This window comes from Sphingomonas sp. AC411, from assembly GCF_979253035.1.
This window is the reverse complement of sequence record NZ_CEEDAQ010000001.1, coordinates 3,713,117-3,739,097: the sequence shown is the minus strand read 5'-3', so window position 1 is coordinate 3,739,097 and position 25,981 is coordinate 3,713,117. Positions and strand designations below refer to the sequence as shown.

The window sequence follows — 25,981 nt, the reverse complement described above, 5'->3', positions numbered from 1 at the left end:
GGGCGAGAACTATAATGTCCGCCATTGCCCTTCTCTTCCTCGTCCTCGGCCTAGGCCTGATCGGCTGGCTCACCGCCCGCGTCCGCGCCACGCGCTTCCGCGCCGGCAGCACCGTGCGGTTCAGTTCGCTCCCGTCGCACCACGGCTGGTTCGTTGCGCTGTGGACCGCCGTTCCCCCGCTGATCTTCCTCGTCATCTGGTCGATGACCTCACCCGCGCTCGTCACCGACACCGTGCTCGCGACGCCCGCCGCGATGCAACTCCCACCGCCCGGCTTCGACCGCGCATCGATCCTGTCCGAAGCGCGCAGTCTCGCCGAGGGACGCAGCTTCGGCGCATTCCACGGGCTCTCCCGGACGCTGGCCCCTCCTACGCCGCCGCGCAGACCCGCTACGACTGGATCGCGACCGCACTCGCTTTGTTGCTCGCCTTCGCCGGCGGCGCGTTCGCGTTCACCCGCGTGAAGCCCGGGTTCGGCGCGCGGACTCAGGTCGAGCGGGTCGTGATGCTGATGCTGCTCGGCGCGTCGCTGATCGCGATCCTGACCACGGTCGGCATCGTCGCGTCGCTGCTGTACGAGTCCGCACGGTTCTTCTCGGTCGTGCCGATCACCGATTTCCTGTTCGGGACGCATTGGAGCCCGCAGGTCATCGACGGCCGCGATCCCGGCGCGTCGCTCGGCGCGGTGCCGTTGTTCTGGGGCACGTTCTTCATCGGCGCCGTGATCGCGATGATCGTCGCGATTCCGTTCGGGCTGATGAGCGCGATCTACCTCACGCAATACGCCGCGCCGAACACGCGCAAATGGATGAAGCCGATCCTCGAGATGCTCGCGGGCGTCCCGACCGTCGTCTACGGCTATTTCGCGGCGCTGACCGTCGCCCCCGCGGTGCGCGATTTCGCGGTGTCGATCGGGATCAGCTGGGCGTCGTCCGAGAGCGCGCTCGCCGCGGGCCTGGTGATGGGCATCATGATCATCCCGTTCGTGTCGTCGATGGCGGACGATTCGATCGCTGCCGTTCCCTCTTCGATGCGCGACGGCAGCCTCGCGATGGGAGCGACATCCTCCGAGACGATCCGCCGCGTGCTGCTCCCGGCCGCCCTCCCCGGCGTCGTCGGCGGCGTGCTGCTCGCGGTCAGCCGCGCGATCGGCGAGACCATGATCGTCGTCATGGCCGCCTCCGGCGTCGCGACGCTGACGCTCAATCCGTTCGCCAGCACCACCACCGTCACCAAGCAGATCGTCGATCTGCTGACCGGCGAAGCGGAGTTTGACAGCCCCAAGACGCTCGCCGCGTTCGCGCTGGGCCTGACGCTGTTCGTGGTCACGCTCCTCCTCAACATCGTCGCGCTGCGCGTCGTGAAACGGTACCGCGAAGCCTATGAGTGACACGCTCGTGCCCCAGATCCCCACGACGAACACCGAGCCCGTGCGCCGCGTGCCGACCGACTGGACGACGGAGGCGATGCAGTCGCGGATCCGCCGCCGTTACGCGTCCGAGCGCCGCTTCCGCTTCGCCGGGCTCGCCGCGGTGTGGCTGTCCGCCGCGTTCCTCGCCTATCTGCTAATCACGATGGTGATGCAGGGCGCGAGCGGCTTCGTCGAGACGCGCGTGTCGCTCCCGGTCGATCTCGCCGCCGCGAAACTGCCGATCGAGCCCGCCCGCCTGGTCGGTCGCGGCGCCGATCTCGCGCTCGCAGGTGCGGGCCTCGAAGGCACCGTGCTGGCCGCGGCAAGCACCAGATACGGCAAGGATGGTGCAAATCTGCTGTCCGACGGCGCGTGGGCGGTGGTGCGCGATGCGATCAAGGCCGATCCGTCGCTGCTTCAGCGCAAGGCGGTGTTCGAAGTCCCCGTCTCCAGCCCGATCGACGTCGCCGCCAAGGGCAACGGCACACCCGATGCGGAGGCCATCGTCGCCCGGTTGAAGGCGAGCGGCGCGCTGAGCCGGGGTTCAACGCCGGCTTCCTGACCTCGGCGGACTCCACCGATGCCACCCGCGTCGGCATCTGGGGCGCGTTCAAGGGATCACTGCTGACGATGGTCGTCACGCTGCTGCTCGCCTTCCCGATCGGCGTGCTGTCGGCACTGTATCTCGAGGAATATGCGCCGAAGAACCGCTGGACCGACCTGATCGAAGTGTCGATCAACAACCTCGCGGCAGTCCCCTCGATCATCTTCGGGTTGCTTGGCTTGGCGGTCTTCCTCGGCACGTTCGGCATGCCGCGCTCGGCACCGATCGTCGGTGGCCTCACGCTCGCGCTGATGACGATGCCGGTCATCGTCATCGCCGGCCGCAACGCGATCAAGAGCGTGCCGCCGTCGATCCGCGACGCGGCACTCGGCATCGGCGCGTCGCCCGTCCAGGTCGTGTTCCACCACGTCCTGCCGCTCGCGCTGCCCGGTATCCTCACCGGCACGATCATCGGCATGGCGCGCGCGCTGGGCGAAACCGCGCCGCTGTTGATGATCGGCATGCGCGCGTTCATCGCCGCGCCGCCGTCCGGTCTCAAGGATCCCGCGACCGTGCTGCCCGTCCAGATATTCCTCTGGTCCGATCAGGTCAGCCGCGGCTTCGTCGAAAAGACCTCCGCCGCGATCATCGTCCTGCTCGTGTTCCTGCTCGCGATGAACGGCGTCGCGATCTACCTCCGCAACCGATTCGAGACCCGCTGGTGATGACCAAGAACCTGAAAACGCCGATTCTCAAGATGACGGCGCGGAACGTCTCCGTGGCGTACGGCAGCAAGCTGGCGATCGACAACGTCTCGATCGACGTCGACCAGGACGAGGTGGTGGCGTTCATCGGCCCGTCCGGCTGCGGCAAGTCCACCTTCTTGCGCACGCTAAACCGCATGAACGACACCGTCGCCAGCGCCCGCGTCACCGGCGAGATCAAGCTCGACGGCCAGGACATCTATTCGCCCGACATGGACGTGGTGCAGCTCCGCGCCCGCGTCGGCATGGTGTTCCAGAAGCCGAACCCGTTCCCGAAATCGATCTACGAGAACGTCGCCTACGGCCCGCGCATCCACGGTCTGGCGGGTGCCAAGGCGGATCTCGATCGGATCGTCGAGAAGTCGCTGCGCCGCGCAGGCCTGTGGGACGAGGTCAAGGACCGGCTGACCGACAGCGGTACGGCGCTCTCGGGCGGCCAGCAGCAGCGTCTGTGCATCGCGCGCGCGATCGCGGTCGATCCCGAGGTCATCCTGATGGACGAGCCGTGTTCGGCGCTCGATCCGATCGCGACCGCCAAGATCGAGGAACTGATCCACGAACTGCGCGGCCGCTACGCCATGGTGATCGTCACGCACAACATGCAGCAGGCCGCGCGCGTCAGCCAGAAAACCGCGTTCTTTCACCTCGGCACGCTGGTCGAATACGGCAACACCTCCGACATCTTCACCAATCCCGCGAAGAGCGGACCAAGGATTACATCACCGGCCGGTACGGCTGAGTGGAGGACCACGCATGAACACGCATACGGTCAAGGCCTTCGACAACGACATCGGCGAGCTCCGCGGGTTGATCTCGCAGATGGGCGGGCTTGCCGAGGACGCGATCGACAAGGCGATGCAGGCGCTGCAACGCAACGACCTCGCGCTCGCCGAACAGGTACGCGTCGCCGACAAGCAGATCGACGTGATCGAGGCGGAGGTCGAGCGGCTGGCGGTGCGGATCATCGCATTGCGCGCGCCGATGGCGGTCGACCTGCGCGAGGTCGTCGCCGCGCTGAAGATCGCCGGCGTCGTCGAGCGGATCGGCGATTACGCCAAGAACATCGCCAAGCGCGTGCCGATGATCGAGAGCGAGCACCGGATCGAACCGATCTCGATCCTGCCCGCGATGGGCCGGATGGCGAGCGAGATGGTCCACGACGTGCTCGACGCGTTCGCCGCGCGCGATGCCGAAGAAGCGGTGCGGGTGGTCGAAAGCGACAACGCGCTCGACGATTTCTACGACAGCATCTTCCGCACGCTCGTCACCTACATGGTCGAGAATCCGCGGACGATCGGCCAAGTCGCGCACCTGCTGTTCGTCGCGAAGAACCTTGAGCGGATCGGTGACCACGCCACCAACGTTGCCGAGATGGTGTATTTTGCCGCAACCGGGACGCAGATGGTCGACCGGGAACGCGGTATCAAGCAGGAGCAGGCATAATGGCACGCGCGAAGATGCTGCTGGTCGAGGACGACGCCGCCCTCGCCGAATTGCTGGTCTGGCATTTCAAGCGCGAGGATTTCGAGATCGCGCATACGCCCGACGGCGAGGAGGCATTGCTGCTCGCCAAGGAAAAGGTGCCCGATATCGTCCTGCTCGACTGGATGGTCGAGGGACTGTCTGGGATCGAGGTGTGTCGTCGCCTGCGTCGCGCACCCGAGACGCAGAACGTGCCGATCATCATGCTGACCGCACGCGGTGAGGAAGAGGATCGCGTTCGCGGGCTGGAGACCGGCGCCGACGATTACGTGACCAAGCCATTTTCGCCGCGCGAACTCGTTGCGCGCGTTGGTGCGGTTCTGCGTCGCGTTCGTCCTGCCCTCGCCGGCGAAGCGCTGAGCTATGCCGACATCGAGATGGACACGGTCGGCCACAAGGTCCGCCGCTCCGGCGAGGTCGTGTCGCTCGGACCGACCGAGTTCCGGCTGCTGAAGCATTTCCTCGAGCATCCCGGCTGGGTGTTCTCGCGCGAGCGGCTGCTCGATGCCGTCTGGGGCCACGACTCGGATATCGAGAGCCGGACGGTCGACGTGCACATCCGGCGGTTGCGCAAGGCGATCAACGTCGGCGAGCGTCCGGACATCATCCGCACCGTCCGTTCGGCGGGCTATTCGCTCGATACGGGCGGCTGACGAACCTGTCCCGCGGTGGGGCGAATGGAATCGGATGCGAAACGAAGGACCCAAGCGCGACTTAGTGCGTTCAGACGTCGCGCTACCAAAATGGTGCACCCATTTAGGAGATTCGTATGAAGTCCATTCTTCTCGCCGCTGCATCTCTTCTCGCGACGCCCGTGATCGCCCAGACGACCCCACCGGCCGATCCCGCCGCGCAGACCGCACCGGCCGATCCCGCGATGCAGACGGCACCGGCTGACCAGGCAGCCCTGCCGACCCCGCAGCACCTGCGGATCCGGCAATGGCGGCACCCGCCGCTCCGATGGCAGCACCTGCCCCCACGGGTGGCGTGACGTTCGGTCAGCCGACGGTAACCCCGCCGACCCCAGCGCCCGCCGAATATCCGGTGTGCTCGAAGACGGTCAAGGACGGCTGCCGCAACCGCGGCGGCAAGTAAGTTACGCAGCAAGCAGCAGGTGATCCTGCCGCTTGCCTAGCTGGCTTTACGTTCTAGGAAAGGCGCTCCAACTTAAGAGAGGAGCGCCTTTTCCATGTCTATTCGCTTTGAGGGCCGGGTTGCCATCGTCACCGGCGCAGGCGGCGGCTTGGGCCGCGAATATGCGCTCGAACTCGCCCGTCGCGGCGCGAAGGTCGTCGTCAACGATCTCGGCGCATCGCGCGACGGCACTGGCCATTCCGACGCCGCGCTGAAGGTTGTCGAGGAAATCGAGGCGGCTGGCGGCGAGGCGATGTCGAACGGCGGCAGCGTCACCGATTACGACCAGATGGTCGAAATGGTCGCCCGCGCCTCCGAGAAATGGGGCGGCGTCCACATCCTCATCAACAACGCCGGCGTGTTGCGCGACAAGAGCTTCGCCAAGATGGAGCCCGCCGACTTCAAGTTCGTCGTCGACGTCCACCTCAACGGCTCGGCCAACGCCACCAAGGCGGTGTGGGACACGATGCGTGCCCAAAATTACGGCCGCATCCTGATGACCGCGTCGTCGACCGGCCTGTACGGCAATTTCGGCCAGGCGAATTACGGTGCCGCGAAGCTGGGCCTCGCGGGGCTGACCAAGACGCTCGCGATCGAGGGCGCAAAGAACAACATCAAGGTCAACACGATCGCACCCACCGCGGGCACGCGGATGACGCAGGACATCTTCCCCAGGAAGCGTTCAAGGCGTTCTCGCCCGACAAGGTCGCTCCGGCCGCGGTGTTCCTCGTGTCCGAAGACGCGCCGACCAACATGATCGTCGGTGCCGGTGCCGGCGTATTCCAGGCTGCGTACGTGACGCTGACTCAGGGCAAGCTGCTGACGGGCGACGATCTTTCGGTCGAGGGTGTCGCGGCGCACTGGGACGCGATCATCGACCGCACGGGCGAGATCGTCCCGCAGTCGGGGTCGGAACAGTCGATGACCATCCTGAGCAAGCTGCAGGGGCGGTAAACAGCGGATCGATTGTCCATCGATCCTCCCCCGCCAGGGGAGGTGGCAGGCGTCAGCCTGACGGAGGGGCGGGGCCAAGTGACCATTGCTCCGTGTCCTCCCCCTCCGTCACCTTCGGCGCCACCTCCCCTGGCGGGGGAGGATTCAAGTATTGAACGCCAGCCTGCTATCGCGGTTCGCGCATCTGCCAGACGACCCTGCCAATGACCGCGATCGCTCCGTCCGGCACTGCTGCCGCATCGGGGTTGTCGCTCGTCGCCACTAGCGCTCCCCGCACGAGCGCCACCCGCTTCACCATCACCGCGTCGTCGATCCGGATGACATACAGCCCGCCTCTCGCGCGCGGCGTCCGGTCGGCTGTGTCGACGACGATGTGATCGCCGTCGAACAACCCCGGCTCCATCGAACTGCCTCGCACGCGGATGATCGCCGCCTGCCCGTCCGTGAGCCCGAGTTTGCGCGCCAGCCCCGGATCGAGCGTATCGGTGCCGAGGACGATCTCGCGATCCACCAGCGCCCCCGGCCCGGCCGAGGCCGCAATGTCGAGTTTGCGGATGCGAAACCCGGCTGCTCTGCCGGTGGGCGCGCCCAGCGTCGCTTCGCTCACGCCGAGATATTCCGCCAACAGTCTCCGGTCGCGTTCGCCAAGTATCCGCGGCGATCCGCGGCGGACATATTGCTGGAGATACGCGGCGTTGCGGCCGAGCATCGCCGACAGCGCCGCCAAGCTGTCGCCACGCGCCGCCGCCAGCGTCGCCAGCGCAGTCCTTGGATCGGGATCGGTTACGATTTTCGACACCCCGGACCGTAGCGCAGGAAATTTCCTAGACAAGTAGGATTTGGCGGAACAAATCAGGAACGAAGCAACGGACTCGGGAGGAACGACGGTGACGATTCTCATGAAGATTGATCGATATCTGCGGCAGACAGGCATGCCGATGACCAAGTTCGGACGGCTGGCGGTGGGCGATCCGCGGCTGGTGCACGACCTGCGGCGCGGGCGTCAGGCGCGCGAACCGATGGTGGCGAGGATCGAGTCGTTCATCGAACGGCACGGCGCATGAGGATGGACGCGATCCGTGGCCCCGACGCCGGTACGCTTCTGATCCGCGCTCTCCGAAGCAACGCGAGCGCGGCAGGCATAACGATGCAGGTCGCGACGATCACCTGCACGCCCTGGGCGAGCGCCACCTTCGTCGGCACGTTGCACCGGCTGACGATCGCGGTCGATCCCGTACCCGGTCTTCGAGACTGGATCGACGGGTTGCCCGAAGCGGAGTTCGCGATGCGCAGGCATATCGTCGCCGACCTTACCGTCGACGGCATCGCGACGATCAACGACCGCGAGCACGTGACCATCGCGGTGCTGACGCTGATCGACGCGTAAACCGTTCAAGAGGGCTGGACTTTCGCCGCCCGAGACACGAAGTCGACGTCAACGAAGGAGATGCAGATGGCCGGGATGGGCAAGTTCGACTGGGCGGATCCGTTCCTGCTCGACGATCAGTTGAGCGAGGACGAGCGGATGATCCGCGACACCGCGAAGGCCTATGCCGACGACAAGCTGGCGCCGCGGATCATCGACGCGTTCCAGCACGAGCATACCGATCCCGCGATTTTCCGCGAGATGGGCGCGCTGGGGCTGCTCGGGCCGACGATTCCCGAGGAATATGGCGGCGTCGGCGCGTCCTACGTCTCCTACGGTCTGGTCGCGCGCGAGGTGGAGCGGATCGACTCAGGGTATCGCTCGATGATGTCGGTGCAGTCGAGCCTCGTGATGTACCCGATCAACGCGTTCGGGTCCGAGGCGCAGAAGCGGAAATTCCTGCCCAAGCTCGCGAGCGGCGAGTGGATCGGCTGTTTCGGGCTGACCGAGCCCGATGCCGGCTCCGATCCGGGGAGCATGACGACGCGCGCGAAGAAGACCGCGAACGGCTATGTGATCTCGGGCGCGAAGACGTGGATTTCCAATTCGCCGATCGCCGACGTGTTCGTGATCTGGGCGAAGTCCGACGAGCATGGCGGCGGTATTCGCGGATTCATCCTCGAGCGCGGGATGAAAGGGCTGGAGACGCCGAAGATCGAGGGCAAGCTGTCGCTGCGTGCGTCGATCACGGGCATGGTGATGATGGACGAGGTCGAGGTCGGCGACGACGCGCTGCTGCCCGACGTGCAGGGGCTGAAGGGGCCGTTCGGCTGCCTCAATCGGGCGCGGTACGGGATTTCCTGGGGCGCGCTGGGCGCGGCCGAGTTCTGTTTCCATGCCGCGCGGCAGTACGGGCTGGATCGTAACCAGTTCGGGACGCCGCTCGCCGGGCGACAGCTGTTCCAGAAGAAGCTGGCGGACATGGAGACCGAGATCGCACTCGGATTGCAGGCGTCGTTGCGCGTCGGGCGGTTGATGGACGAGGGCCGGTTCGCGCCGGAGATGGTCTCGATCGTCAAGCGCAACAATGTCGGCAAGGCGCTCGATATTGCGCGGATGTCGCGTGACATGCACGGTGGCAACGGGATTTCGGGGGAGTATCAGGTGATGCGCCACCTGATGAACCTGGAGACGGTGAATACGTACGAGGGCGCGCATGATGTGCATGCGTTGATCCTGGGTCGGGCGATTACGGGTATCGCTGCGTTTTGAGGGCTGCGCGAAGATCGTCGCACCACCCCGGCGAAGGCCGGGGCCCAATTGGGGGACACGCCTTGGCGGATGCTGTGCGCTGTTACTCCAACCTTTCCAATTGGGCCCCGGCCTCCGCCGGGGTGGTGCTGTGATCATGGAGGGCAAACCCTCCCCCTCACCGGCCTGAAGGTCATCGAGCTCGCACGGATCCTGGCCGGGCCTTGGGCGGGACAGGTCCTCGCCGATCTCGGTGCCGACGTGGTCAAGATCGAGAGCCCGGCCGGCGACGACACGCGAACCTGGGGGCCGCCGTTTATCGACAACCCTGATGGCACGCGGGATGCCGCGTATTTTCACGCCGCCAATCGCGGGAAGCGATCGGTCGTCGCCGACTTTACCACGCCCGAAGGACAAGCCGTCGTCCGCGACCTGATCGCCGACGCCGACGTCGTGATCGAGAATTTCAAGGTCGGCGGGCTGGCCAAATACGGGCTCGACTATGCGACGCTTGCCGCGATCAATCCGCGGCTGGTGTATTGCTCGATCACGGGGTTCGGCCAGGACGGCCCCTACGCCCCGCGCGCCGGTTACGACTTCATCGTCCAGGGCATGAGCGGGATCATGGACCTGACCGGCGAACCCGATGGCGCACCGCAGAAGATCGGCGTCGCGTTCGCCGACATCATGACCGGGCTGTATTCGGTGATCGCGATCCAGGCGGCGCTGGCGATGCGCGAGCGCACGGGTCGGGGTCAGCAAATCGACATGGCGTTGCTCGACACGATGACCGGGGTGCTGGCGAACCAGGCGATGAACTGGTTTGCGAGCGGCGTGTCGCCGACGCGGGTCGGGAATGCGCACACGAACGTGTGTCCGTACGCGGTTTTCCCGACGAGCGATGGGTGGTTCATCCTGGCGGTCGGGAATGACGGGCAATTCCGGCGGTTCTGCGACGCGATGGTCTTGCCCGAGATGCGCGACGATCCACGGTTCGCGACCAATGCCGGACGGCTGGCGTTCAAGGATTTGCTGTTCGCGGGGATCGAGGCGGCGACGTCTCAGGTGCCGAAGCTCGAGTTGCTCGCGCGTCTGGAGGCGGTCGGGGTGCCGGCCGGGCCGATCAATACGGTAGCGCAGGCATTCGAGGATCCGCAGGTAATCGCACGGGGGATGCAGATCAGTGCCGCGCGACCGGATGGATCGACGGTCCCGGGACTGCGCACGCCGATCCGGTTTTCCGATGCCGATCTGGCGACGGGTCGGGCGGCACCGATGCTGCCCCGATCGTCATCCTGACGAAAGTCAGGATCCAGAGCCACTAGCGCTGGCGTTCGTAGCTCTGGATCCTGGGTCGGCCCCAGGATGACGGAGTGGGTTAGGCGACCGCTTCGACCACCGGCTTCCGGGCGTACAGGCCGTACGCCAGAATCAGTGCGTAGCAGATCGCCGGGAGCAGTAGCGCGAAGTGCAGGCTGCCAGACTTGTCCGCCAGCATCCCGGTCAGATACGGGATGATCGCGCCGCCGACGATCGCCGTGGCGATGACGCCCGAGCCTTCCGCCGCACGCTTGCCGAGACCTTCCGAGGCCAGCGAGAAGATCGTCGGGAACATCACCGCGTTCATCAGGCCGATCGCCAGCAGCGCCCAGCCCGACATCGCGCCCTCGGTGTTCGCCGAGATCAGGATCAACGCCAGCGTGCCCGTCGCGACACCCGCGAGCACCTTGCCCGGCGACACCTTGTTCAGCACGTATGCGCCGATGAACCGGCCGACCAGCGCGCCGCCCCAGTAGAACGGCACGTGCTTGCCCGCCGCGACGTCGCTCAGGCCCATCACGCTCGGCTGCATGAGATAGTTCACGATCAGCGAGCCGACCGCGACTTCGGCGCCGACGTACAGGAAGATGCACGCCGTCCCCATCGCGAAGCGCGGACGCTTGAGCAGCGTGAAGGCGTGGAAGATGCTGCCGGTCTGGTCCTGCTCCTCGTTGAGTCGGTTGCGACGCGTCCACACGACCGCGGCGACGATCAGCAGCGCGATCGCGAGGCCGATATAGGTGTGGACGACCGTCCGCGACGACTCCGTCCGGTACGCGTCGAGCGCAGCACCGGTGAGTTTCGACGAGTCGACCGTGGCCAGCCCGCCGAGGATCAGCGCCGAGCCGACATACGGGAAGATGGTGGTGCCGAGCGAGTTGAACGCCTGCGCGAAGGTGAGGCGGCTCGAGGCGGACTTGGGATGGCCGAGCGCTGAGATCAGCGGGTTGGCGACGACCTGCACCACGGTGATGCCGGCGCCGAGCACGAACAGCGCAAACAGGAACATGCCGAAGCTCGCCTGGCCTGCGGCGGGAATGAACAACAGGCAGCCCGCGGTCATCGTCACGAGGCCGATCGACGCGGTGCGCATGTAGCCCGCTTTCCGGACGATCGCGGCGGCGGGAATCGAGAACAGCGCGTAGGCGAGGAAGAACGCCGACTGGACCAGCATCGCGGTCGCGTGGTCGAGCGTGAAGAGCTCCTTCATCTTCGGAATGATGATGTCGTTCAGCGAGGTGATGCCGCCGAAGATGAAGAACAGCGCGAACACGAACACGCGCAGGTCGGGCGCGTCGTAGCCGTGGCTGGCATCGCCCCCGCCGCTGAAGTGGATTTGGTATCGACGTGCATCGTGTTGCGCCCTCTCGCGGTATTTCCGCGCGACATAAGCCGGGGCGGCAGCGCGTGGCAATGCCGCGTGGTGCGATCCGTCCCGGCGGGCTAGGACGGCGAGCATGAGCCGCTTCACCGTCAACAACGAGCCGATCGAATACAAGCTCGATCCGCAGACGCCGCTGCTGTGGGCGCTGCGCGACGCGTCGAACCTGACGGGGACCAAATATGGTTGCGGCACCGGGCATTGCGGCGCGTGTACGGTCGATATCGACGGGCGCGCGGTGCGCAGTTGCCGCGTGCCGATCGGGTCGATCGAAGGCGCCTACGTCACGACGATCGAAGGGCTGTCGCGCGAACGCAATCATCCGGTGCAACTGGCCTTCATTGCGGAGGCGGTGCCGCAATGTGGGTTCTGCATCCCGGGCATGATCATGGCCGCCGCGGCGTTGCTGAAGCGGAATGCCGACCCAAGCGATGATGTGATCCGCGAGCAGATCGCCAATTTGTGCCGGTGCGGGGTCTATCCGCGCGTGGTCGAGGCGATGCAGCGGGCCGGAAGAGCGATGCGCGGGGAAGAGGTAATACCGGCGGGGCCGAGGCCGGGGATCGATCCGGCGGATTCGGCGCGATTGGTGCCTGCGCTGGTCCCGCCGCCGGCGCGGTAGAGCGCGCGCTCAAAACCAAGCATGGTTTCCTGCGAAGGCGGGAGTCCAGACTGGGCTCCCGCCTTCGCGGGAGAACAAGGATCTCGCGAGACGTAGACCACCGGGGCCTATGTGCTTCACCACCCTCTCTCACCTCCCCGGCGGAGGCCGGGCCCAGTTGGAAGGTGGCAATGATGACGCGCCGACCTTCATTATCGACGCCCCCAACTGGGCCCGGCCTCCGCCGGGATATAAGATTGAGCGCGCTTGAAACCCGAGCCGCACCCAAACCTGTCTAATCACTGACGAACCCATTCAGCGTCCCCACACGCCGCACCGTCTAGACCCAACCCATCATAGGAGCCGGCTCGTGCGCCGGCAGTCGAGGACGACGGCGATGACGGGCAGGTTTCTCAAACTCTTGATGGCGGCATCGGCCTTGGTACCGGCCGCGATGATGGCGACCAGCGCCAGCGCGCAACAGGTCGACCAGGACCGCGGTGATCGCGGACCGCGTCAAGACCGCAGCCAGCGTCCCGATCGCGGCGATCGTGGCCCGCGCCCGGACGGCCAGGCCTTCCAGCAGCAACGTCCCGACCGCCCCGCCACACCCGACCAAGGCCAGCGCCCGCAACGCGCAGATCTCGGCACACAGCAGCAGCTCCGCGGAGATCGTCCGGATGGCCAAGGTCGTCCCGACTGGAACGGGCAGAATCGCGGCGGCCAGCGCTGGAACGGCCAAGGCGGCAATGGTCAAGGCTGGAACGGCCAGTCCCGTCCCGACTCGCAAGCCACTCAGAACCGCGGCGACTGGAACCGCGACCAGGGTCGCCCCGGCTTCGATCGCGGCAATCAGCAGGCGGATCGCGGCCAATTCGATCGCAACGGACGCGGCGACTGGCGTAACGACGGGCGCAACGACGGCCGAGGCGACAATCGGGGCGACTGGCGCAACGGAGGCCGCGACGGCTATCAGAACCGCCAACCCAACCGCGCATACGGCAACGTCCAGGGCTATGGCCGTGGCGGCTACAATCAGGGCCACTACAACCAGGGCGGCGCGTGGAACCGTGGCTGGCGCAACGACAACCGTTATTCCTGGAGCAACTACCGCGCGTCCAACCGCGGCGCCTACCGCCTCCCACGCTACTACGCGCCGAGCGGCTGGGGTTCGGGCTATCGACGCTTCGGGGTCGGCTTCTCGCTGAACCGGATCCTCTACAATCAGAATTACTGGATCCAGGACCCGTACACCTATCGCCTGCCCGAGGCGTACGGCCCCTATCGCTGGGTGCGCTATTACAACGACGCGTTGCTGGTCGATCTCGACAGCGGTCGCGTGGTCGACACGGTGTACGACATCTTCTGGTAGGTCGAGGCCCGCCAGCACGAGGTAACAGGGAGAGCCCCGCGGTGGTCCAGATCGCCGCGGGGCTCTTGCGTTTCCCCTCTTGCCTTTCGGGGCCAGTTCGCCAAATCCTGTGGCGTGGGTATCTTTTCAAAAGCCAAGAAGGTCGATCCGGCCGCGGCGCTTCGTCAGGCCTTCGGATCGCAGGTCGCAGCGCGGCTCGACGCCAATCCGGCGGTGCAGCGCATCGCGATGGACACGGTGCAATTCTATTATCAGGACAAGTTCCTCGATCCCGCAACCTGCAAGCGGCTGATCGCGATGATCGATTCGAAGCGGCGGCCGTCGACGCTGCTGTCCGATCGCCCGAACAGCAATTTCCGGACCAGCGAGAGCTGCGACATGGATCGCTGGTCCCCCGACGTGCAGCCGACCGACGAGGCGATCGCGACCTTGCTCGGGATCGACCTGCTCCACGGCGAGACGATGCAGGGCCAGCGCTACGCCCCCGGCCAGCAATTCCGCGCGCACCATGATTATTTTCACGAGTCCGAGAGCTATTGGGCGAAGATGCAGGAGCAGGGCGGCCAGCGCACCTGGACCGCGATGGTGTTCCTCAATGACGTCCCAGAAGGCGGCGCGACGTGGTTCCCGCAGGCCGGCATCAAGATCGCCCCGAAACGCGGCATGCTGCTCGCGTGGAACAATATGAACCCGGATGGGACGCCGAACGGGCTGACCTTGCACGAGGGCATGCCGGTGATGGAGGGCGTGAAGTATATCGTGACGAAGTGGTTCCGCGAGCGGCCTTGGATCAAGTGAGAAAAGCTGGGAATGGCGATATTCCCCCTTCCGTTCGTCCTGAGTAGCCGTCGAGTAGTGGCGTAGCCACGTATCGAGACGGCGTATCAAAGGACAGGTTGGTGCGCGGATCCCATGCTTCGATACGTACCCTCGATACGCTTCTGCGAAGCTACTCGGTCGCTACTCAGCACGAACGGGTGCGGGGGCGGGAGCGTCTTCTCCTTCCCCACCAACAAGCCCCTTTCCACCCCCTTCACGTCATCCTGGCGAAAGTCAGGATCCAGAGCCATGAACGCCCACTCCCGTAATCCTGGATCCTGACTTTCGTCAGGATGATGGTGCGAGCGCTCGCACAATGCTCGGTCCGCTCGACAATCCCCCACAACCACTACGTCCGAGGCATGACAGTTCTCGGCGTAACCTCTTCGATCCTCGGCCAACCCTGGCGCTGGCGCGCGCTCGCCGCCGACGGTCGGGACGGCTTTGGGATCAACGGCTCGGGCGATGACCTGGTTACCCAGCTCCTCCTCGCCCGAGGCTGCCCCCGCCACGCGCTCGACGCGCACCGCACCCTCGATCCGCGCGTTCATGCCCGATCCGTCGATCTTCCGCGACATGGACCGCGCCGCCGAGCGTCTCGCCGACGCCGTTCAGGCCGGCGAACAGGTCGCCATCTTCGGCGATTACGACGTCGACGGCGCCACCTCCGCAGCGTTGATGGTCCTGGTCCTGCGCGACCTAGGCATCAAGGCGCGCGCCTACATCCCCGATCGCCTGCTCGAAGGATACGGCCCGTCGGGCGAAGCGCTGGTCCGCCTCGCCGGCGAAGGTGCCACGCTGATCGTCACGGTCGATTGTGGCGCGCAGGCGTTCGAGGCGCTGGACGCGGCGCGCGACGCGAAGGTCGACGTGATCGTCATCGACCACCACAAATGCTCGACCGCGCTCCCGCACGCCCTCGCGCTCGTAAACCCCAACCGCCTCGATGAGACCGAAGGCGCCGCGCACGGCCACCTCGCCGCGGTCGGCATGTGCTTCCTCGCCGCCGCCGCGCTCGTCCGCACGCTCCGCGCCCGCGGCGCTTCTTCGCCGAGCGCGCCGAGCCCAAACTGATCGACCTGCTCGACATCGTCGCACTCGGCACCGTCGCCGACGTCGCCCAACTCCGCGGCCTCAACCGTGCGTTCGTGTCGCAGGGCCTGAAAGTCATGGGCGCGCGCAAGAACATCGGCGTGGCAGCCCTTATCGAGGCCTCGCGCCTGACCCGCAACCCGACCTGCACCGACCTAGGCTTCGCGCTAGGGCCCCGCATCAACGCCGGCGGCCGCGTCGGTCGCGCCGATCTCGGCGTCCGCCTGCTCACCACGCAAGACCCCGACGAAGCGCGCGCGATCGCCACCGAACTCGACCGCCTCAACGAGGAACGCCGCGCGATCGAAACCGCCGTCCAGGAGGCCGCCGACCTCCTTTCCAGCCGAGACCGCGCCGTCGCGGTGGTCGCGGGACATGGCTGGCACCCCGGCGTGATCGGCATCGTCGCGGGCCGCCTGAAGGAGAAGCTCGGCCGACCCGCGATCGTCATCGCGATCGACGAGCACGGCATCGGCAAGGGCTCCGGCCGCTCGATCCCCGGCGTGGACCTCGGGGCGGCAGTGATGGCCGCGCGCGAACACGGCCTGCTCGTGGCGGGCGGGGTCACGCGATGGCCGCCGGCCTGACGATCAGCGAAGCCGCAATCCCCGCCTTCACCGACTTCTTAGAGGAACGCCTCGCCGCCGCGGTGGAGCGCTCGAACGGCGACCGCGCGCTCCTGCTCGATGCAGTCCTCGCGGCGGGCGGCGTAAATCCCGGCCTCGTCGAATCGATGGAAGCCGGCGGCCCCTATGGCATGGGCTGGCCCGCACCAAGAGTGGCGATGGGCCCGGTCCGCGTCATCAAGGCGGACATCGTCGGCAATGGCCATGTCCGCACGATCGTCGCGGGCGACGACGGCCGCAGCATCAAGGCGATGGCCTTCCGCGCCGCCGAGAGCGCGCTGGGCCAGGCGCTGCTGGGCGCTGCCCCCACCGGAAACTGTGGCTGGCCGGCCGCGCGAAGATCGACGACTGGTCCTCGCGCCCGTCAGCCGAATTGCACGTCGAAGACGCTGCCTGGGCCGATTGAGGGGTTGACGCCGTAGCGGCTTCCTTTTAGGCGCCTCCAACCACGCAGGCCCCTTCGTCTAGCGGTTAGGACGCGGCCCTTTCACGGCTGAAGCACGGGTTCGATTCCGTAGGGGTCACCATCGTTTATCGACGATGTTGCTGATTTTACACGAGCACTTTCGTTACGCGCCAACAGCCTGCAAGTTGGTGGGCCATGCGTGCGGCCTGCTTACAGCTGCGGTTCAGCGGGGTCGAGGCACCAGTAAATTGCGGAGCGCAGCGTCCTCGGGCGCGTTCCTGCTCGGGTTCCCGCCGGGGTTGGTGTAGCGGATCGATATGCTGCCGGGGTGGCAGTCCAGATCAGGGAAGTCGACGCGTGGCCCGTAAACATTCGAAACATGGTCCCTATGAAGACCTGCAGCAGGACGAAGAGGCTCCGGTCGCGATCGTAGCGTGTTGGCTCTGCGGCCGCCCTACGGGCAAGACGGTCGTCTGGCACCATCCGGTCCCCAAGAGCCGGGGCGGGCGCGATGTCGTGCCGATGCATCCGATCTGCCAGCAGACGCTCACCGCGAATTTCACCAATTCCGAACTGCAACGCCACGGGATGGACGTGGACGGCCTGCTCGCCGACCCCGCCGTGCGGAAGTTTGTCGATTGGGTAGCGAACAAGGACCCCGATTTCACGGCAACCACGACCAAGAAGCAGCGCTGACCAAACCCTCTCGCAGGGAGCCGAATGACTCCGCCGTCGATGCTGGGCCCGAGCCGTCGACGGCCTAGCCGCGCTCCGGCGGCGCGGTCATCGACGTTCCGAGGCGACGATCGCGCGCGTCACGTCGCCCATCAACCGCATCCGTACCGGGATGGCCTGGCGGGTACTGGCGATCATGACGGCGACGGCATAGCGGTGGCCGTTCGGCGCGACGAGCAGTCCGACATCGTTGTAACCGGTCGACAGGTTGCCGAGATCCTGCCCGGTTCCGGTCTTGTGCGCGAGAGTCCAGCCGGGCCGGAGCCCCGACTTGAGCCGGAGCGGACCCGTTTTGCTGGACCGCATCAGGGTTAGCAGGGATGCGGTCGAGCGTGCGGTTAGCAGCTTGCCTTGCGACAGTAGCGACAGGCCGAGCGTGATGCCGTTCGCCGACGCCCCGTCGATCGGCGCTGCGAGATACCGGTTGAGAGCCCGATCGCGCGCTTCGTAACTCATCGCCGCCCGCGCTTTCAGGAAGCCCCAGCCCCCGCCCATTCCGGGCGCCATTCCAGTCCTGCGGTACGCGCCTGCAACTGCCGCTCGCCAGGGCCGAACTTGACGCCGGAAACGCCCTTGTCCGCGAGCATCCGGTTCACCGCGACCGGGCCCCCGACCCGCCAGAGGAGCACGTCGTTGCACGTATTGTCGCTGCGCGTCATCGCGCCGCGCAGCAGCTCTCCGATGGTGGCCTTGTAACCGTCCTTGCCGACCAGTGCCCGGATGGGCTGGTGGAAGAGGGTCAGATCGGCGCGCGTGACCGTCACGGGATCGGTCAGCGACAGGCGGCCGCGATCCACCGCATCCATGACGGTGATCGCGACCCATAGCTTGCTCACGCTTTGCTGCGGTCGTGGCCGGTCGCCGTCCCATGCGACGACCCAGCCTTCGTCGATATCGCGTACGCTGATACCGACCTGTCCCTTGAACCCCGCCCCAAGGGCCTGCACCGCGTTGAGCAGGTCGGCGGATGGCTGTGGCCGGCCCGCTGGTCGTACTGGCGCCCGTGTCGGCAATCGTGGGGCCGGTGCCGTCGTCTGCACGGTGATGGGCACCGCCGAAGGCGGCAGGGACTGGCGTCCGGCGGGCACGCAGGCAGCCAGGACGGACATCCCGGCAACGGCGCCGATGCCCCGACAAAACGATTCAAGCGTCAACAAGACTTCCTTTTCTCACCGTGTAGCGCCTCGACCGTCCGGCGAAACCCGCGGCTAGGGCCTTCGGCGCGCTTAGAGGTCGATCCGACGCAAGCACTGGACTTCGGCGGTCAGCGATGCCGGCGGCGTGCGGCACGCTCTGCGCGCGCCTCGCGCAACGTCGCGTTAGGAACGAGGCCGTCCGCAGGCGTCTTCGCGACGGCGACACGCTGCGACAGGTAGATACCGTTGTGCCCGGAGCAGAGGTACGCCACGAAACATGCGACCGCGATCGGAACCGCATAGGTCGCACCGAACAGCTCAATTCCCATGAAGGTGCAGGCAAGCGGCGTATTGGCGGCGCCCGCGAACAGCGCGACGAAACCGATTGCGGCGAACACCCCGGTCGGGACGCCGAACAGCGGCGCCAGCGCGCTACCGAGTGCCGCGCCGATGAAGAACAACGGCGTCACCTCCCCGCCCTTGAAGCCGGAACTCAACGTGACGACGGTGAACACGAACTTGAGCGCCCAGCTCCACGGATGCGGGTCCGGTCCGAAGAAGCTGGCGATGGTCAGCCCGTCCGGCGTCGCCGCCAGCGTCCCGAGCCCCAGATAGTCGCGCGTGCCGAACAGGAAGACGAGCGCGATCGCCGCGATTCCGCCGATCAGCGGGCGGAGCGGACCATAGGGCACGATCCGCTTGAGCCACCCGCCGAGCGCGTGGTTGGCCTCGGCGAAGGCGAGACCCACCAATCCGAACGCGACCCCGGCAAGGCCCGCCTTGGCGACGAGCAGCGCATCCACAACGATCAACGCATCGACCCGGTAGACACCGTGGTGGATTCCCCAGGCGAGGCACGTCCAGTCGCCGACGAGCGCGGCGACGAGGCACGGCACGAGCGCACGATATTCGACGCGCCCGATCGCCAGCACCTCGAGCGCGAACACCGCGCCAGCGATCGGCGTGCCGAACACCGCTCCGAACCCAGCCGCGATCCCCGTCATCAACAGGATTCGCGTGCCGTCCGCATCGAGCCGGAGCGCACGGCCGAAACCGCTGGCGAGGCTGCCGCCAAGCTGGACCGCGGTGCCTTCGCGGCCGGCCGAGCCGCCGAACAGATGCGTCACCACCGTGCCGAAGAAGATCAGCGGCGCCATCCGCAGCGGCACCCCGCCGCCCGGCTCGTGGATCTGCTCGACGATCAGGTTGTTGCCACCCTCCACCGAGCGGCCCGTGAGATGGTAGAGCAACCCGACCCCGAAGCCCCCGATCGGCAGGCAGTATAACAGCCAGGGCGCCGCGAAACGCAGTCGCGTCACCGCGTCGAGGCTCCACAGAAAGGCTGCGCACAGCGTCCCGACAAGCGCCGCCATCGGCACGAGGATCAGCGCCCAGCGCACGACCGACACGGCATGGTCGTGGCGGTTCCGGACGAAGGTCGCGATGTCGAGATCGGTGATGAGGGTATGAAAGGTAGCGCGCACAAATCCTCCTTGCTGCCTGTCGGCGCCAAGTAGGAATCATCAGCTCTTGCCAGAGCGGTTCGGCCACATTGCCCGGCGGAAATCCATCGCCGTTGGGTCGCCTATGTCGCCTGATCGTGTAACCGTCAACGCCGGACAAGCGTTCGCTGGTGGTTTAGAACGGGCATCTGGAGCCGATCGGGTGGTTCTTTCGTGCTGGTTCACGAAGGGGATGTAGGAGTCCGGCAAAATCGCTTGCCCTGCCCCGATGCTTCGGCAGATGACGCGCACTCGACGAATGCCATCCTTGCCCTGCGAGGTACATGGTTGCAGATCGAGCGGGAGGCGCTCGTACCCGCGTTCACGCCACCGTATTTCGACGGAGACCGACGATCTTTCACCTCATCTTCGCGACCCCGTGCCTGCTCGTCATCGTCCGATGGCTCTGGCCGCTAGCCCTGCCGTTCTGGGCCAAGGGGGTATCGCAGTCCTCCTGCTCATGGCCTCGCAATATCATTTCTGGAGCCGGCTTTCGTCGGGATCGGTGTTCGCGCCTGAGTTTCCCCGTACGGTCGTGATCCTGTTCAACTGGGCGTTTGGCGCGATCGTGCTGCTCGCCGTCTTCCAGATTCTGCTCGACCTCGGAACGCTGGCAACGATGCTCGTGCGGTCGCGGTCGGTGCATGTTCCGGATGGCGTGCGCTTCGCCATTGCAGGACTGGCGGCGCTGCTCGCGGCGATCGGCGTCGGCAATGCCATCCGCGTGCCGCCGATCAACGACATCGAGGTCGCGATACGCGACCTGCCGCCCGAGTTCGACGGGTATCGTATCCTGCAACTGACCGACCTTCACATCAGTCGGCTGTTCCCGGAGCGCTGGGCCCGCCAGACCGTCGATCGGGCGAACGCGTCGGGGTCGACCTGATCGTCGTGACCGGCGACTTCATCGACGGCTCGGTCGCCATGCGCAGCCACGATGTCGAGCCGCTCCGAGTCTCCGTGCACCCGACGGGGTCTACGCGATCCGGGCAACCATGAGTATTTCTTCGATTACGCGGCGTGGATGCGCCACCTTGCAGGGTTGGGAATCCGGATGCTGCCGAATGCCCATGCCGTGCTGACCCGTGGCGATGCGCGACTGGTCCTGGCCGGTGTCACCGACCTGTCGGCACCGGGCGTGGGCCAAGCCGGACCAGACATGTCCGCGGCGCTCGCCGGATCCCCGGACGACGTACCCGTCATATTGCTCGATCATCAGCCCAAGGATGCGCGCCGCGCCGCCGCCCGGGGATCGCGCTTCAGCTATCGGGGCACACGCATGGCGGGATGATCGCTGGTCTGGATAAACTGGTCGCCCCAGCCAATGGCGGGTTCGTGTCCGGGCGCTACGAGGTGGCGGGCATGACGCTCTATGTCAGCAACGGCACGGCCCTGTGGCCGGGCTTTGCTCTGCGCCTCGGCCGACCTTCCGAACTGACCCGGATCACCCTGCGCCCCGCCCCATAAGTCGGCTAGGCATGCTGGACCATTTGGTCCAGCGTGTCGCGGAGAGCAGCTGGTCCGGACACAAAACCGGGACCGACGCTTGTGCGTCGATCCCGGCAATCCGACCCGGTTCAGCCCTTCAGCTTCGCCGCGGTCTCGGCAATGCGCTTGCCCTGATAGCGGGCGCCATCGAGTTCGTCCTTGCTCGGCTGGCGGCTGCCGTCACCGTCCGACAGCGTCGTCGCGCCGTAAGGCGAGCCGCCCTTGACCGCATCGACGCCCATCTGCGCCTGGAAGCCATAGTCGAGCCCGACGATCGTCAGCCCGTGATGCAGCAGGTTGGTGATGATCGAGAACAAGGTCGTTTCCTGGCCGCCATGCTGGCTCGCGGTCGAGGTGAACGCACCGCCGACCTTGCCGATCAGCGCGCCCGAGAACCACTGGCCGCCGGTCGTGTCCCAGAACTGCGCCATCTGCGCGGGCATCCGGCCGAAGCGGGTCGGCGCACCGACGATGATCGCGTCATACTGCTCGAGCGCGGCGGGGCCTTCGATCTCGGCATGTGCGGTGTCGGTCTTGAAATGCGCGGCCTCGATCACCGACTGCGGCGCGGTCTCGGCGACGCGGCGGATGTCGACCTCGGCACCACCGGCGCGCGCGCCCTCGGCGACGGCATCCGCCATCTGCTCGATATGGCCGTAGGACGAGTAATAGAGCACGAGAACCTTGGTCATAAGTGTTTCCTTCGAGTTCCCCTCCCGCTTGCGGGAGGGGTTAGGGGGCAGTTCCGGGCGGGATCGCGGGAGGAAGCCCCTCCCGACCCCTCCCGCAAGCGGGAGGGAGTTCTACTCGAGTCCACCAGAACGATCTCGGCGTCGTCTTGAGCCGTGATCGTCACCGTCTGGCCGCCCAGCAGCGCCGCTCCGTCGCGCGCACCGAAGGCGTCGTCGCCGATCGTGATCGCGCCGGTCGCGGGCACCAGATAGACGTGGCGGCCGTCGCCGACTGCATAGTCGACGCTGTCGCCGGCCTTCAGCGTCGCCGCCAGCACCCGGGCGTTCGCACGGATCGGCAATGCATCGACGTCGCCCTCGAACCCGCTGGCGAGCGTCACGAACTGGCCGGAGCGCTCGCCCTTGGGAAACGGCTTGGCACCCCAGCTCGGCGCGCCACCTTTGCGCGAAGGCTCGATCCAGATCTGGAAGATCGTCGTCGTCTCGGGCTCCAGGTTATACTCGGCGTGACGGACGCCGGTGCCGGCGCTCATCACCTGAACGTCACCAGCCTCGGTGCGCCCCTTGTTGCCGAGTGAATCCTGATGCGTGATCGCGCCGCTGCGGACATAGGTGATGATCTCCATGTCCTGATGCGGATGCGGCGGGAACCCGGAGTTCGCGGCGATCTGGTCGTCGTTCCACACGCGGATCGCGCCCCAACCCATCCGGGCAGGATCGTAATAGCTCGCGAACGAGAAATGATGCCTGGCATTCAGCCAGCCGTGATCGGCATGGCCGAGGCTTTCGAAGGGGCGGCGGTCAACTTTGGAAAGGGCAACTTTGGAAAGGGCAACTTTGGAAAGGGTCGTGGTCGTCATGAAATGTCTCCACTGGTTGAAGCCAAAATAAGCGCTGCGATCACACCGTAAATAGAAACGCTGGAAACCGATCGTTTCGGTTGGTAATGTTCCTACTCTTGCTCCCCTCCCTGGAAGGGAGGGGAAGATCTGGAGTCCCCATGCGCCTGCCCGATCTCGAAGCCTGGGCGATCTTCGCCAGCGTCGTCGAGCACCGCTCGTTCAGCGCCGCCGCCGACGCGGTCGGGCTCAGCAAGGCGACCGTCTCGAAGGCGATCACCCGCCTCGAAGCGCATCTCGGCCAGTCGCTCTTCCACCGCACCTCACGCCGTCTCGCGCTGACCGAAGCCGGCAAGCCGCTCGCCGAGCACGCCGCGCGTATCCTCGCCGAAGCCCGCGCCGCCGAAGAATCCGCGCACGACGCCGCCAGCGCGCATACCGGCCGCGTCCGCCTCGCCGCCCCCATGAGCTTCGGCGTCACCAACGTCGCGCCGATCCTCGCCGAGTTCCTCGTCGCGCATCCCGGTATCGAGGTCGATTTCCACCTGTCCGATGCGCGCGTGGACATCGTCGCCGAAGGCTTCGACGTCGCGTTGCGGATCGCCGAGCTGCCCGACAGTTCGCTCCGCGCCCGCCGCCTCTGCAGCATCCAGGCGCACACCGTCGCCGCCCCCAGCTACCTCGCGAAGCACGGCACGCCGACGCACCCGGCCCAGCTCGGCGAACACCAGCTCGTCGGCTATTCGAACGTCGTCGGCCCGTGGCGCTTCCACGGCCCCGGCGGCGCCGACGTCTCGGTGCGACTACAGGGCCAGCTCACCGCCAACAGCGGCGAGGCGATCGTCCCCGCGCTGATCGCCGGCCTCGGCATCGCGCGCCTGCCCGACTTCATCGTCGACCGGCATATCGGATCGGGCGCGCTGGTCACCATCCTCGACGATTGGGCACCCGCGAAGATCGGCCTCCACCTGCTCACGCCGCCCAGCCCGCTGCGCCCAGCCCGGGTCGAGGCGCTGATCGAGTTCCTCGCCGCCCGCCTCCGCGATCCGAACGCAGGGCAAGCCTGAAGCGGCGACCTTGCGCAAAACCGGGCCGGATGCCATGTGAGAGGCTGGACAGGCACTCGAGTTTAGACCGCAGCGCCATCCCAACGACACCCGATACCGGGATGAGGACTTTGAGCAGCGGCCGCGCTCAGTCGGTAGTACGTGTATCGATTTCCGTGATTTTCGCGTGGCTGACCCGATAATCCGGTCATGGATTTTCGTCGTCTTCGGCCTGTGTCGGGACAGCGGACCATGCCGAAACGAAAAGGCATGACCATGCAGCCAGACGCTAACGACACGATTTCTCCAGCAGCCAAGACTTCTCCAGCAGCCAAGACCGGCGTGACCCGCCGCAACCTGCTCGGCTCGGCCATCGTCGCCGGCGGTGCAGCAGCCCTGCCGCTCGCGCACGCCGATGCGGCGACCACCGAGCGGACGGTCGACGTCCTGCTGATCGGCGGCGGCATCATGAGCGCGACGCTCGCCGTGCTGCTGCGCGAACTCGAACCGACCTGGACGATCGAACTGGTCGAACGCCTCGACAAGGTCGCCGATGAAAGCTCCAACGGCTGGAACAACGCCGGCACCGGCCACTCGGCGCTGTGCGAGCTGAACTACACGCCGGTCAATAAGGCCGACGGCAAGGTCGAGATCGCCAAGGCGGTCGAGATCAACGAGCAGTTCCAGGTCACCCGCCAGTTCCTCAGCCACCAGGTCGATTCCGGCATCCTCGGCAATCCGCGCTCGTTCATCAATTCGACGCCGCACATGAATCTGGTCTGGGGGATGCCAACGTCGCCTTCCTGCAGAAGCGCCACGCCGCGCTCCAGGCGAGCCCGCTGTTCTCGGGCATGGAATACACCACCGACCCGAAGCAGATCGCACAATGGGTGCCGGTGATGATGGAAGGCCGTGCGCCCGGTACGAAGCTCGCCGCGACGCGCTCGCCGCTCGGCACCGATTGCGACTGGGGCGAGGTGACGCGGCAATACATCGCGTCGCTGGTCAAACAGCAGAACTTCACGCTGACCACCGGCCATGAAGTCCGTGAGCTCGAACGCGAGACGATCGGCGGCAAGAAAGCGCGCTGGCGCGTCACCGCGCGCGACATGAAGACCGACGAGAAGCGGATCATCAAGGCGCGCTTCGTGTTCGCAGGCGCCGGCGGCGGCGCGCTGCCGATCCTGCAAAAGTCGGGCATCCCCGAGGCCGACGACTATGCCGGCTTCCCGGTCGGCGGCTCGTTCCTCGTCGCGGACAAGCCCGAGATCACGCATCGTCATCTCGCCAAGGTCTATGGCAAGGCTGCGGTCGGCTCGCCGCCGATGTCGGTGCCGCATCTCGACACGCGCTTCCTCGACGGCAAGCAGGCGCTGTTGTTCGGCCCGTTCGCGACCTTCTCGACCAAGTTCCTCAAGGAAGGCTCGTATTTCGACCTTCCCGCGTCGGTCACGCTCGATAATTTCCGGCCGATGATGGCGGTCGGCTGGGACGAGTTCGAGCTGGTCGAATATCTGGCAGGCCAGCTGATCATGTCGGACAGCGACCGGATGGATGCGCTGCGGGAGTATTTCCCCGGTGCCAAGGATGGCGACTGGCGGTTGTGGCAGGCCGGCCAGCGCGTCCAGATCATCAAGCGCGATCCGGAAAAGGGCGGCGTCCTGAGGCTCGGCACCGAGATCGTCGCGTCGAAGGATGGCTCGATCGCCGCGCTGCTGGGCGCGTCGCCGGGCGCGTCTACCGCGCCCTCGATCATGCTCAATCTGCTGAAGACGGTCTTCCCGAACCACCTGGCGACCGCCGGGTGGCAAGCGAAAATCCGCGAGATCGTGCCGACCTACGGCGTGATGCTGAACGAGAACCCGGACGTGCTGGCGGAGCATTGGGCGGCAACCGCGGACACGCTGCAACTCGCGGTGCCGTCGCCGACGGTAGGCGTAGCGGCGCAACCGCGTCCGGCGGCGATGCGCGTCAAGCCGGATCGCAGCCCCGATCTGGCGCTGTAGAAGCGAAGGGGTAG

The 25,981-nt window shown here is 66.4% G+C and carries 21 protein-coding genes, 1 tRNA gene, 7 pseudogenes and 1 riboswitch; of the genes and pseudogenes, 22 read left to right on the top strand and 7 right to left on the bottom strand.

Translation table 11 applies throughout. The features are described 5' to 3' along the window. Nucleotides 1-14 precede the first annotated feature (14 nt). The 7 genes and pseudogenes from pstC (at nt 15) to AC0IX7_RS19220 (ending at nt 6,289) form a co-directional block, all read left to right on the top strand. Nucleotides 15-1,390: pseudogene (gene pstC / locus AC0IX7_RS19250) on the top strand (phosphate ABC transporter permease subunit PstC). After that, a pseudogene (pstA, locus tag AC0IX7_RS19245) lies at nt 1,383-2,680 on the top strand (phosphate ABC transporter permease PstA). Before pstC ends, pstA begins: the two co-directional pseudogenes overlap by 8 nt. Then, nucleotides 2,680-3,458, top strand: a pseudogene (gene pstB, locus AC0IX7_RS19240) (phosphate ABC transporter ATP-binding protein PstB). Before pstA ends, pstB begins: the two co-directional pseudogenes overlap by 1 nt. Nucleotides 3,459-3,472: 14 nt before the next feature. Beyond that, entirely contained in the window at nt 3,473-4,162 is a 690-nt protein-coding gene (gene phoU, locus AC0IX7_RS19235) for a phosphate signaling complex protein PhoU (RefSeq protein ID WP_254686794.1), read from the top strand. Then, on the top strand, nt 4,162-4,854 hold the full coding sequence (phoB, locus tag AC0IX7_RS19230; RefSeq protein ID WP_055873047.1) for a phosphate regulon transcriptional regulator PhoB: 693 nt from the start codon (nt 4,162-4,164) through the stop codon (nt 4,852-4,854). The genes phoU and phoB overlap by 1 nt, the downstream gene beginning before the upstream one ends. A 116-nt stretch (nt 4,855-4,970) precedes the next feature. Further along, nucleotides 4,971-5,192 carry a hypothetical protein gene (locus AC0IX7_RS19225; RefSeq protein WP_471813450.1) on the top strand — a complete coding sequence of 74 codons (222 nt, stop codon included), beginning with the start codon at nt 4,971-4,973 and terminating at the stop codon, nt 5,190-5,192. Nucleotides 5,193-5,390: 198 nt separating this feature from the next. Further along, nucleotides 5,391-6,289: pseudogene (locus AC0IX7_RS19220) on the top strand (SDR family NAD(P)-dependent oxidoreductase). A 166-nt stretch (nt 6,290-6,455) separates the two neighbouring features. On the opposite strand, the gene AC0IX7_RS19215 reads toward AC0IX7_RS19220, so the two are convergent. Further along, entirely contained in the window at nt 6,456-7,088 is a 633-nt protein-coding gene (locus AC0IX7_RS19215; protein ID WP_471813449.1) for a S24 family peptidase, read from the bottom strand. 88 nt (nt 7,089-7,176) lie between these two features. On the opposite strand from AC0IX7_RS19215, the gene AC0IX7_RS19210 reads away from it, so the two are divergent. From AC0IX7_RS19210 to AC0IX7_RS19195, 4 genes are all read left to right on the top strand, one after another. Further along, on the top strand, nt 7,177-7,353 hold the full coding sequence (locus tag AC0IX7_RS19210; RefSeq protein WP_471813448.1) for a hypothetical protein: 177 nt from the start codon (nt 7,177-7,179) through the stop codon (nt 7,351-7,353). Nucleotides 7,354-7,355: 2 nt separating this feature from the next. Beyond that, nucleotides 7,356-7,676 carry a hypothetical protein gene (locus AC0IX7_RS19205; protein WP_471813446.1) on the top strand — a complete coding sequence of 107 codons (321 nt, stop codon included), beginning with the start codon at nt 7,356-7,358 and terminating at the stop codon, nt 7,674-7,676. A 66-nt stretch (nt 7,677-7,742) separates the two neighbouring features. After that, nucleotides 7,743-8,927 (top strand): acyl-CoA dehydrogenase, encoded by a 1,185-nt coding sequence (locus tag AC0IX7_RS19200; RefSeq protein ID WP_471813445.1) that lies wholly within the window; start codon nt 7,743-7,745, stop codon nt 8,925-8,927. Between the two features lie 69 nt (nt 8,928-8,996). Continuing rightward, nucleotides 8,997-10,205: a CaiB/BaiF CoA transferase family protein gene (locus AC0IX7_RS19195; RefSeq protein WP_471813443.1), complete on the top strand. Its 1,209-nt coding sequence runs from the start codon at nt 8,997-8,999 to the stop codon at nt 10,203-10,205. 79 nt (nt 10,206-10,284) lie between these two features. Here AC0IX7_RS19195 and AC0IX7_RS19190 read toward each other — a convergent pair whose 3' ends face one another. Continuing rightward, entirely contained in the window at nt 10,285-11,685 is a 1,401-nt protein-coding gene (locus AC0IX7_RS19190) for a sugar MFS transporter (protein WP_471813441.1), read from the bottom strand. Here AC0IX7_RS19190 and AC0IX7_RS19185 point away from each other — a divergent pair. The 6 genes and pseudogenes from AC0IX7_RS19185 to AC0IX7_RS19160 all read left to right on the top strand — a co-directional run bounded on the left by AC0IX7_RS19185 (nt 11,684) and on the right by AC0IX7_RS19160 (nt 17,219). Beyond that, nucleotides 11,684-12,229, top strand: coding sequence for a (2Fe-2S)-binding protein (locus AC0IX7_RS19185; RefSeq protein ID WP_471813440.1), 546 nt, complete (start codon nt 11,684-11,686; stop codon nt 12,227-12,229). The two genes, AC0IX7_RS19190 and AC0IX7_RS19185, sit on opposite strands and share 2 nt — an antisense overlap. Nucleotides 12,230-12,578: 349 nt before the next feature. Further along, on the top strand, nt 12,579-13,580 hold the full coding sequence (locus tag AC0IX7_RS19180; RefSeq protein ID WP_471813439.1) for an RcnB family protein: 1,002 nt from the start codon (nt 12,579-12,581) through the stop codon (nt 13,578-13,580). A 114-nt stretch (nt 13,581-13,694) separates the two neighbouring features. Beyond that, the gene (locus AC0IX7_RS19175; protein WP_471813437.1) at nt 13,695-14,378 is read left to right on the top strand and encodes a prolyl hydroxylase family protein; all 684 of its coding nucleotides are present in this window, start codon (nt 13,695-13,697) and stop codon (nt 14,376-14,378) included. Nucleotides 14,379-14,761: 383 nt separating this feature from the next. Next, nucleotides 14,762-16,523 (top strand): annotated as a pseudogene (gene recJ / locus AC0IX7_RS19170) (single-stranded-DNA-specific exonuclease RecJ). 47 nt (nt 16,524-16,570) lie between these two features. Further along, nucleotides 16,571-16,644: transfer RNA gene (locus AC0IX7_RS19165), tRNA-Glu, on the top strand. Between the two features lie 236 nt (nt 16,645-16,880). Beyond that, nucleotides 16,881-17,219, top strand: a complete 339-nt coding sequence (locus tag AC0IX7_RS19160; protein ID WP_471813436.1) for a hypothetical protein — start codon at nt 16,881-16,883, stop codon at nt 17,217-17,219. 87 nt (nt 17,220-17,306) lie between these two features. Here the strand turns inward: AC0IX7_RS19160 and AC0IX7_RS19155 are convergent, their stop codons facing one another. From AC0IX7_RS19155 to AC0IX7_RS19145, 3 genes are all read right to left on the bottom strand, one after another. Continuing rightward, the gene (locus AC0IX7_RS19155; protein WP_471813434.1) at nt 17,307-17,753 is read right to left on the bottom strand and encodes a serine hydrolase; all 447 of its coding nucleotides are present in this window, start codon (nt 17,751-17,753) and stop codon (nt 17,307-17,309) included. Beyond that, nucleotides 17,729-18,367 carry a serine hydrolase gene (locus tag AC0IX7_RS19150; protein ID WP_471813433.1) on the bottom strand — a complete coding sequence of 213 codons (639 nt, stop codon included), beginning with the start codon at nt 18,365-18,367 and terminating at the stop codon, nt 17,729-17,731. Before AC0IX7_RS19150 ends, AC0IX7_RS19155 begins: the two co-directional genes overlap by 25 nt. 155 nt (nt 18,368-18,522) lie before the next feature. Beyond that, nucleotides 18,523-19,878 carry a voltage-gated chloride channel family protein gene (locus tag AC0IX7_RS19145; RefSeq protein WP_471813431.1) on the bottom strand — a complete coding sequence of 452 codons (1,356 nt, stop codon included), beginning with the start codon at nt 19,876-19,878 and terminating at the stop codon, nt 18,523-18,525. 23 nt (nt 19,879-19,901) lie between these two features. After that, nucleotides 19,902-19,978: riboswitch (Fluoride riboswitch) on the bottom strand. 378 nt (nt 19,979-20,356) lie between these two features. Here AC0IX7_RS19145 and AC0IX7_RS19140 point away from each other — a divergent pair. The 3 genes from AC0IX7_RS19140 (at nt 20,357) to AC0IX7_RS19130 (ending at nt 21,363) form a co-directional block, all read left to right on the top strand. Beyond that, complete coding sequence (locus AC0IX7_RS19140; protein ID WP_471813429.1) at nt 20,357-20,782, top strand: hypothetical protein; 426 nt, start codon at nt 20,357-20,359, stop codon at nt 20,780-20,782. 168 nt (nt 20,783-20,950) lie between these two features. Next, nucleotides 20,951-21,187, top strand: a complete 237-nt coding sequence (locus tag AC0IX7_RS19135; protein ID WP_471813427.1) for a hypothetical protein — start codon at nt 20,951-20,953, stop codon at nt 21,185-21,187. Beyond that, nucleotides 21,184-21,363 (top strand): hypothetical protein, encoded by a 180-nt coding sequence (locus tag AC0IX7_RS19130; protein WP_471813426.1) that lies wholly within the window; start codon nt 21,184-21,186, stop codon nt 21,361-21,363. The genes AC0IX7_RS19135 and AC0IX7_RS19130 overlap by 4 nt, the downstream gene beginning before the upstream one ends. 110 nt (nt 21,364-21,473) lie before the next feature. Here AC0IX7_RS19130 and wrbA read toward each other — a convergent pair whose 3' ends face one another. After that, nucleotides 21,474-22,076 (bottom strand): NAD(P)H:quinone oxidoreductase, encoded by a 603-nt coding sequence (gene wrbA, locus AC0IX7_RS19125; RefSeq protein WP_471813424.1) that lies wholly within the window; start codon nt 22,074-22,076, stop codon nt 21,474-21,476. Nucleotides 22,077-22,192: 116 nt separating this feature from the next. Then, nucleotides 22,193-22,936: pseudogene (locus tag AC0IX7_RS19120) on the bottom strand (pirin family protein); the annotation flags it as partial. A 140-nt stretch (nt 22,937-23,076) separates the two neighbouring features. Here AC0IX7_RS19120 and AC0IX7_RS19115 point away from each other — a divergent pair. Beyond that, nucleotides 23,077-23,982, top strand: a complete 906-nt coding sequence (locus tag AC0IX7_RS19115; protein ID WP_398457474.1) for a LysR family transcriptional regulator — start codon at nt 23,077-23,079, stop codon at nt 23,980-23,982. 189 nt (nt 23,983-24,171) lie between these two features. Beyond that, nucleotides 24,172-25,967, top strand: a pseudogene (gene mqo / locus AC0IX7_RS19110) (malate dehydrogenase (quinone)). Nucleotides 25,968-25,981: the final 14 nt, after the last annotated feature.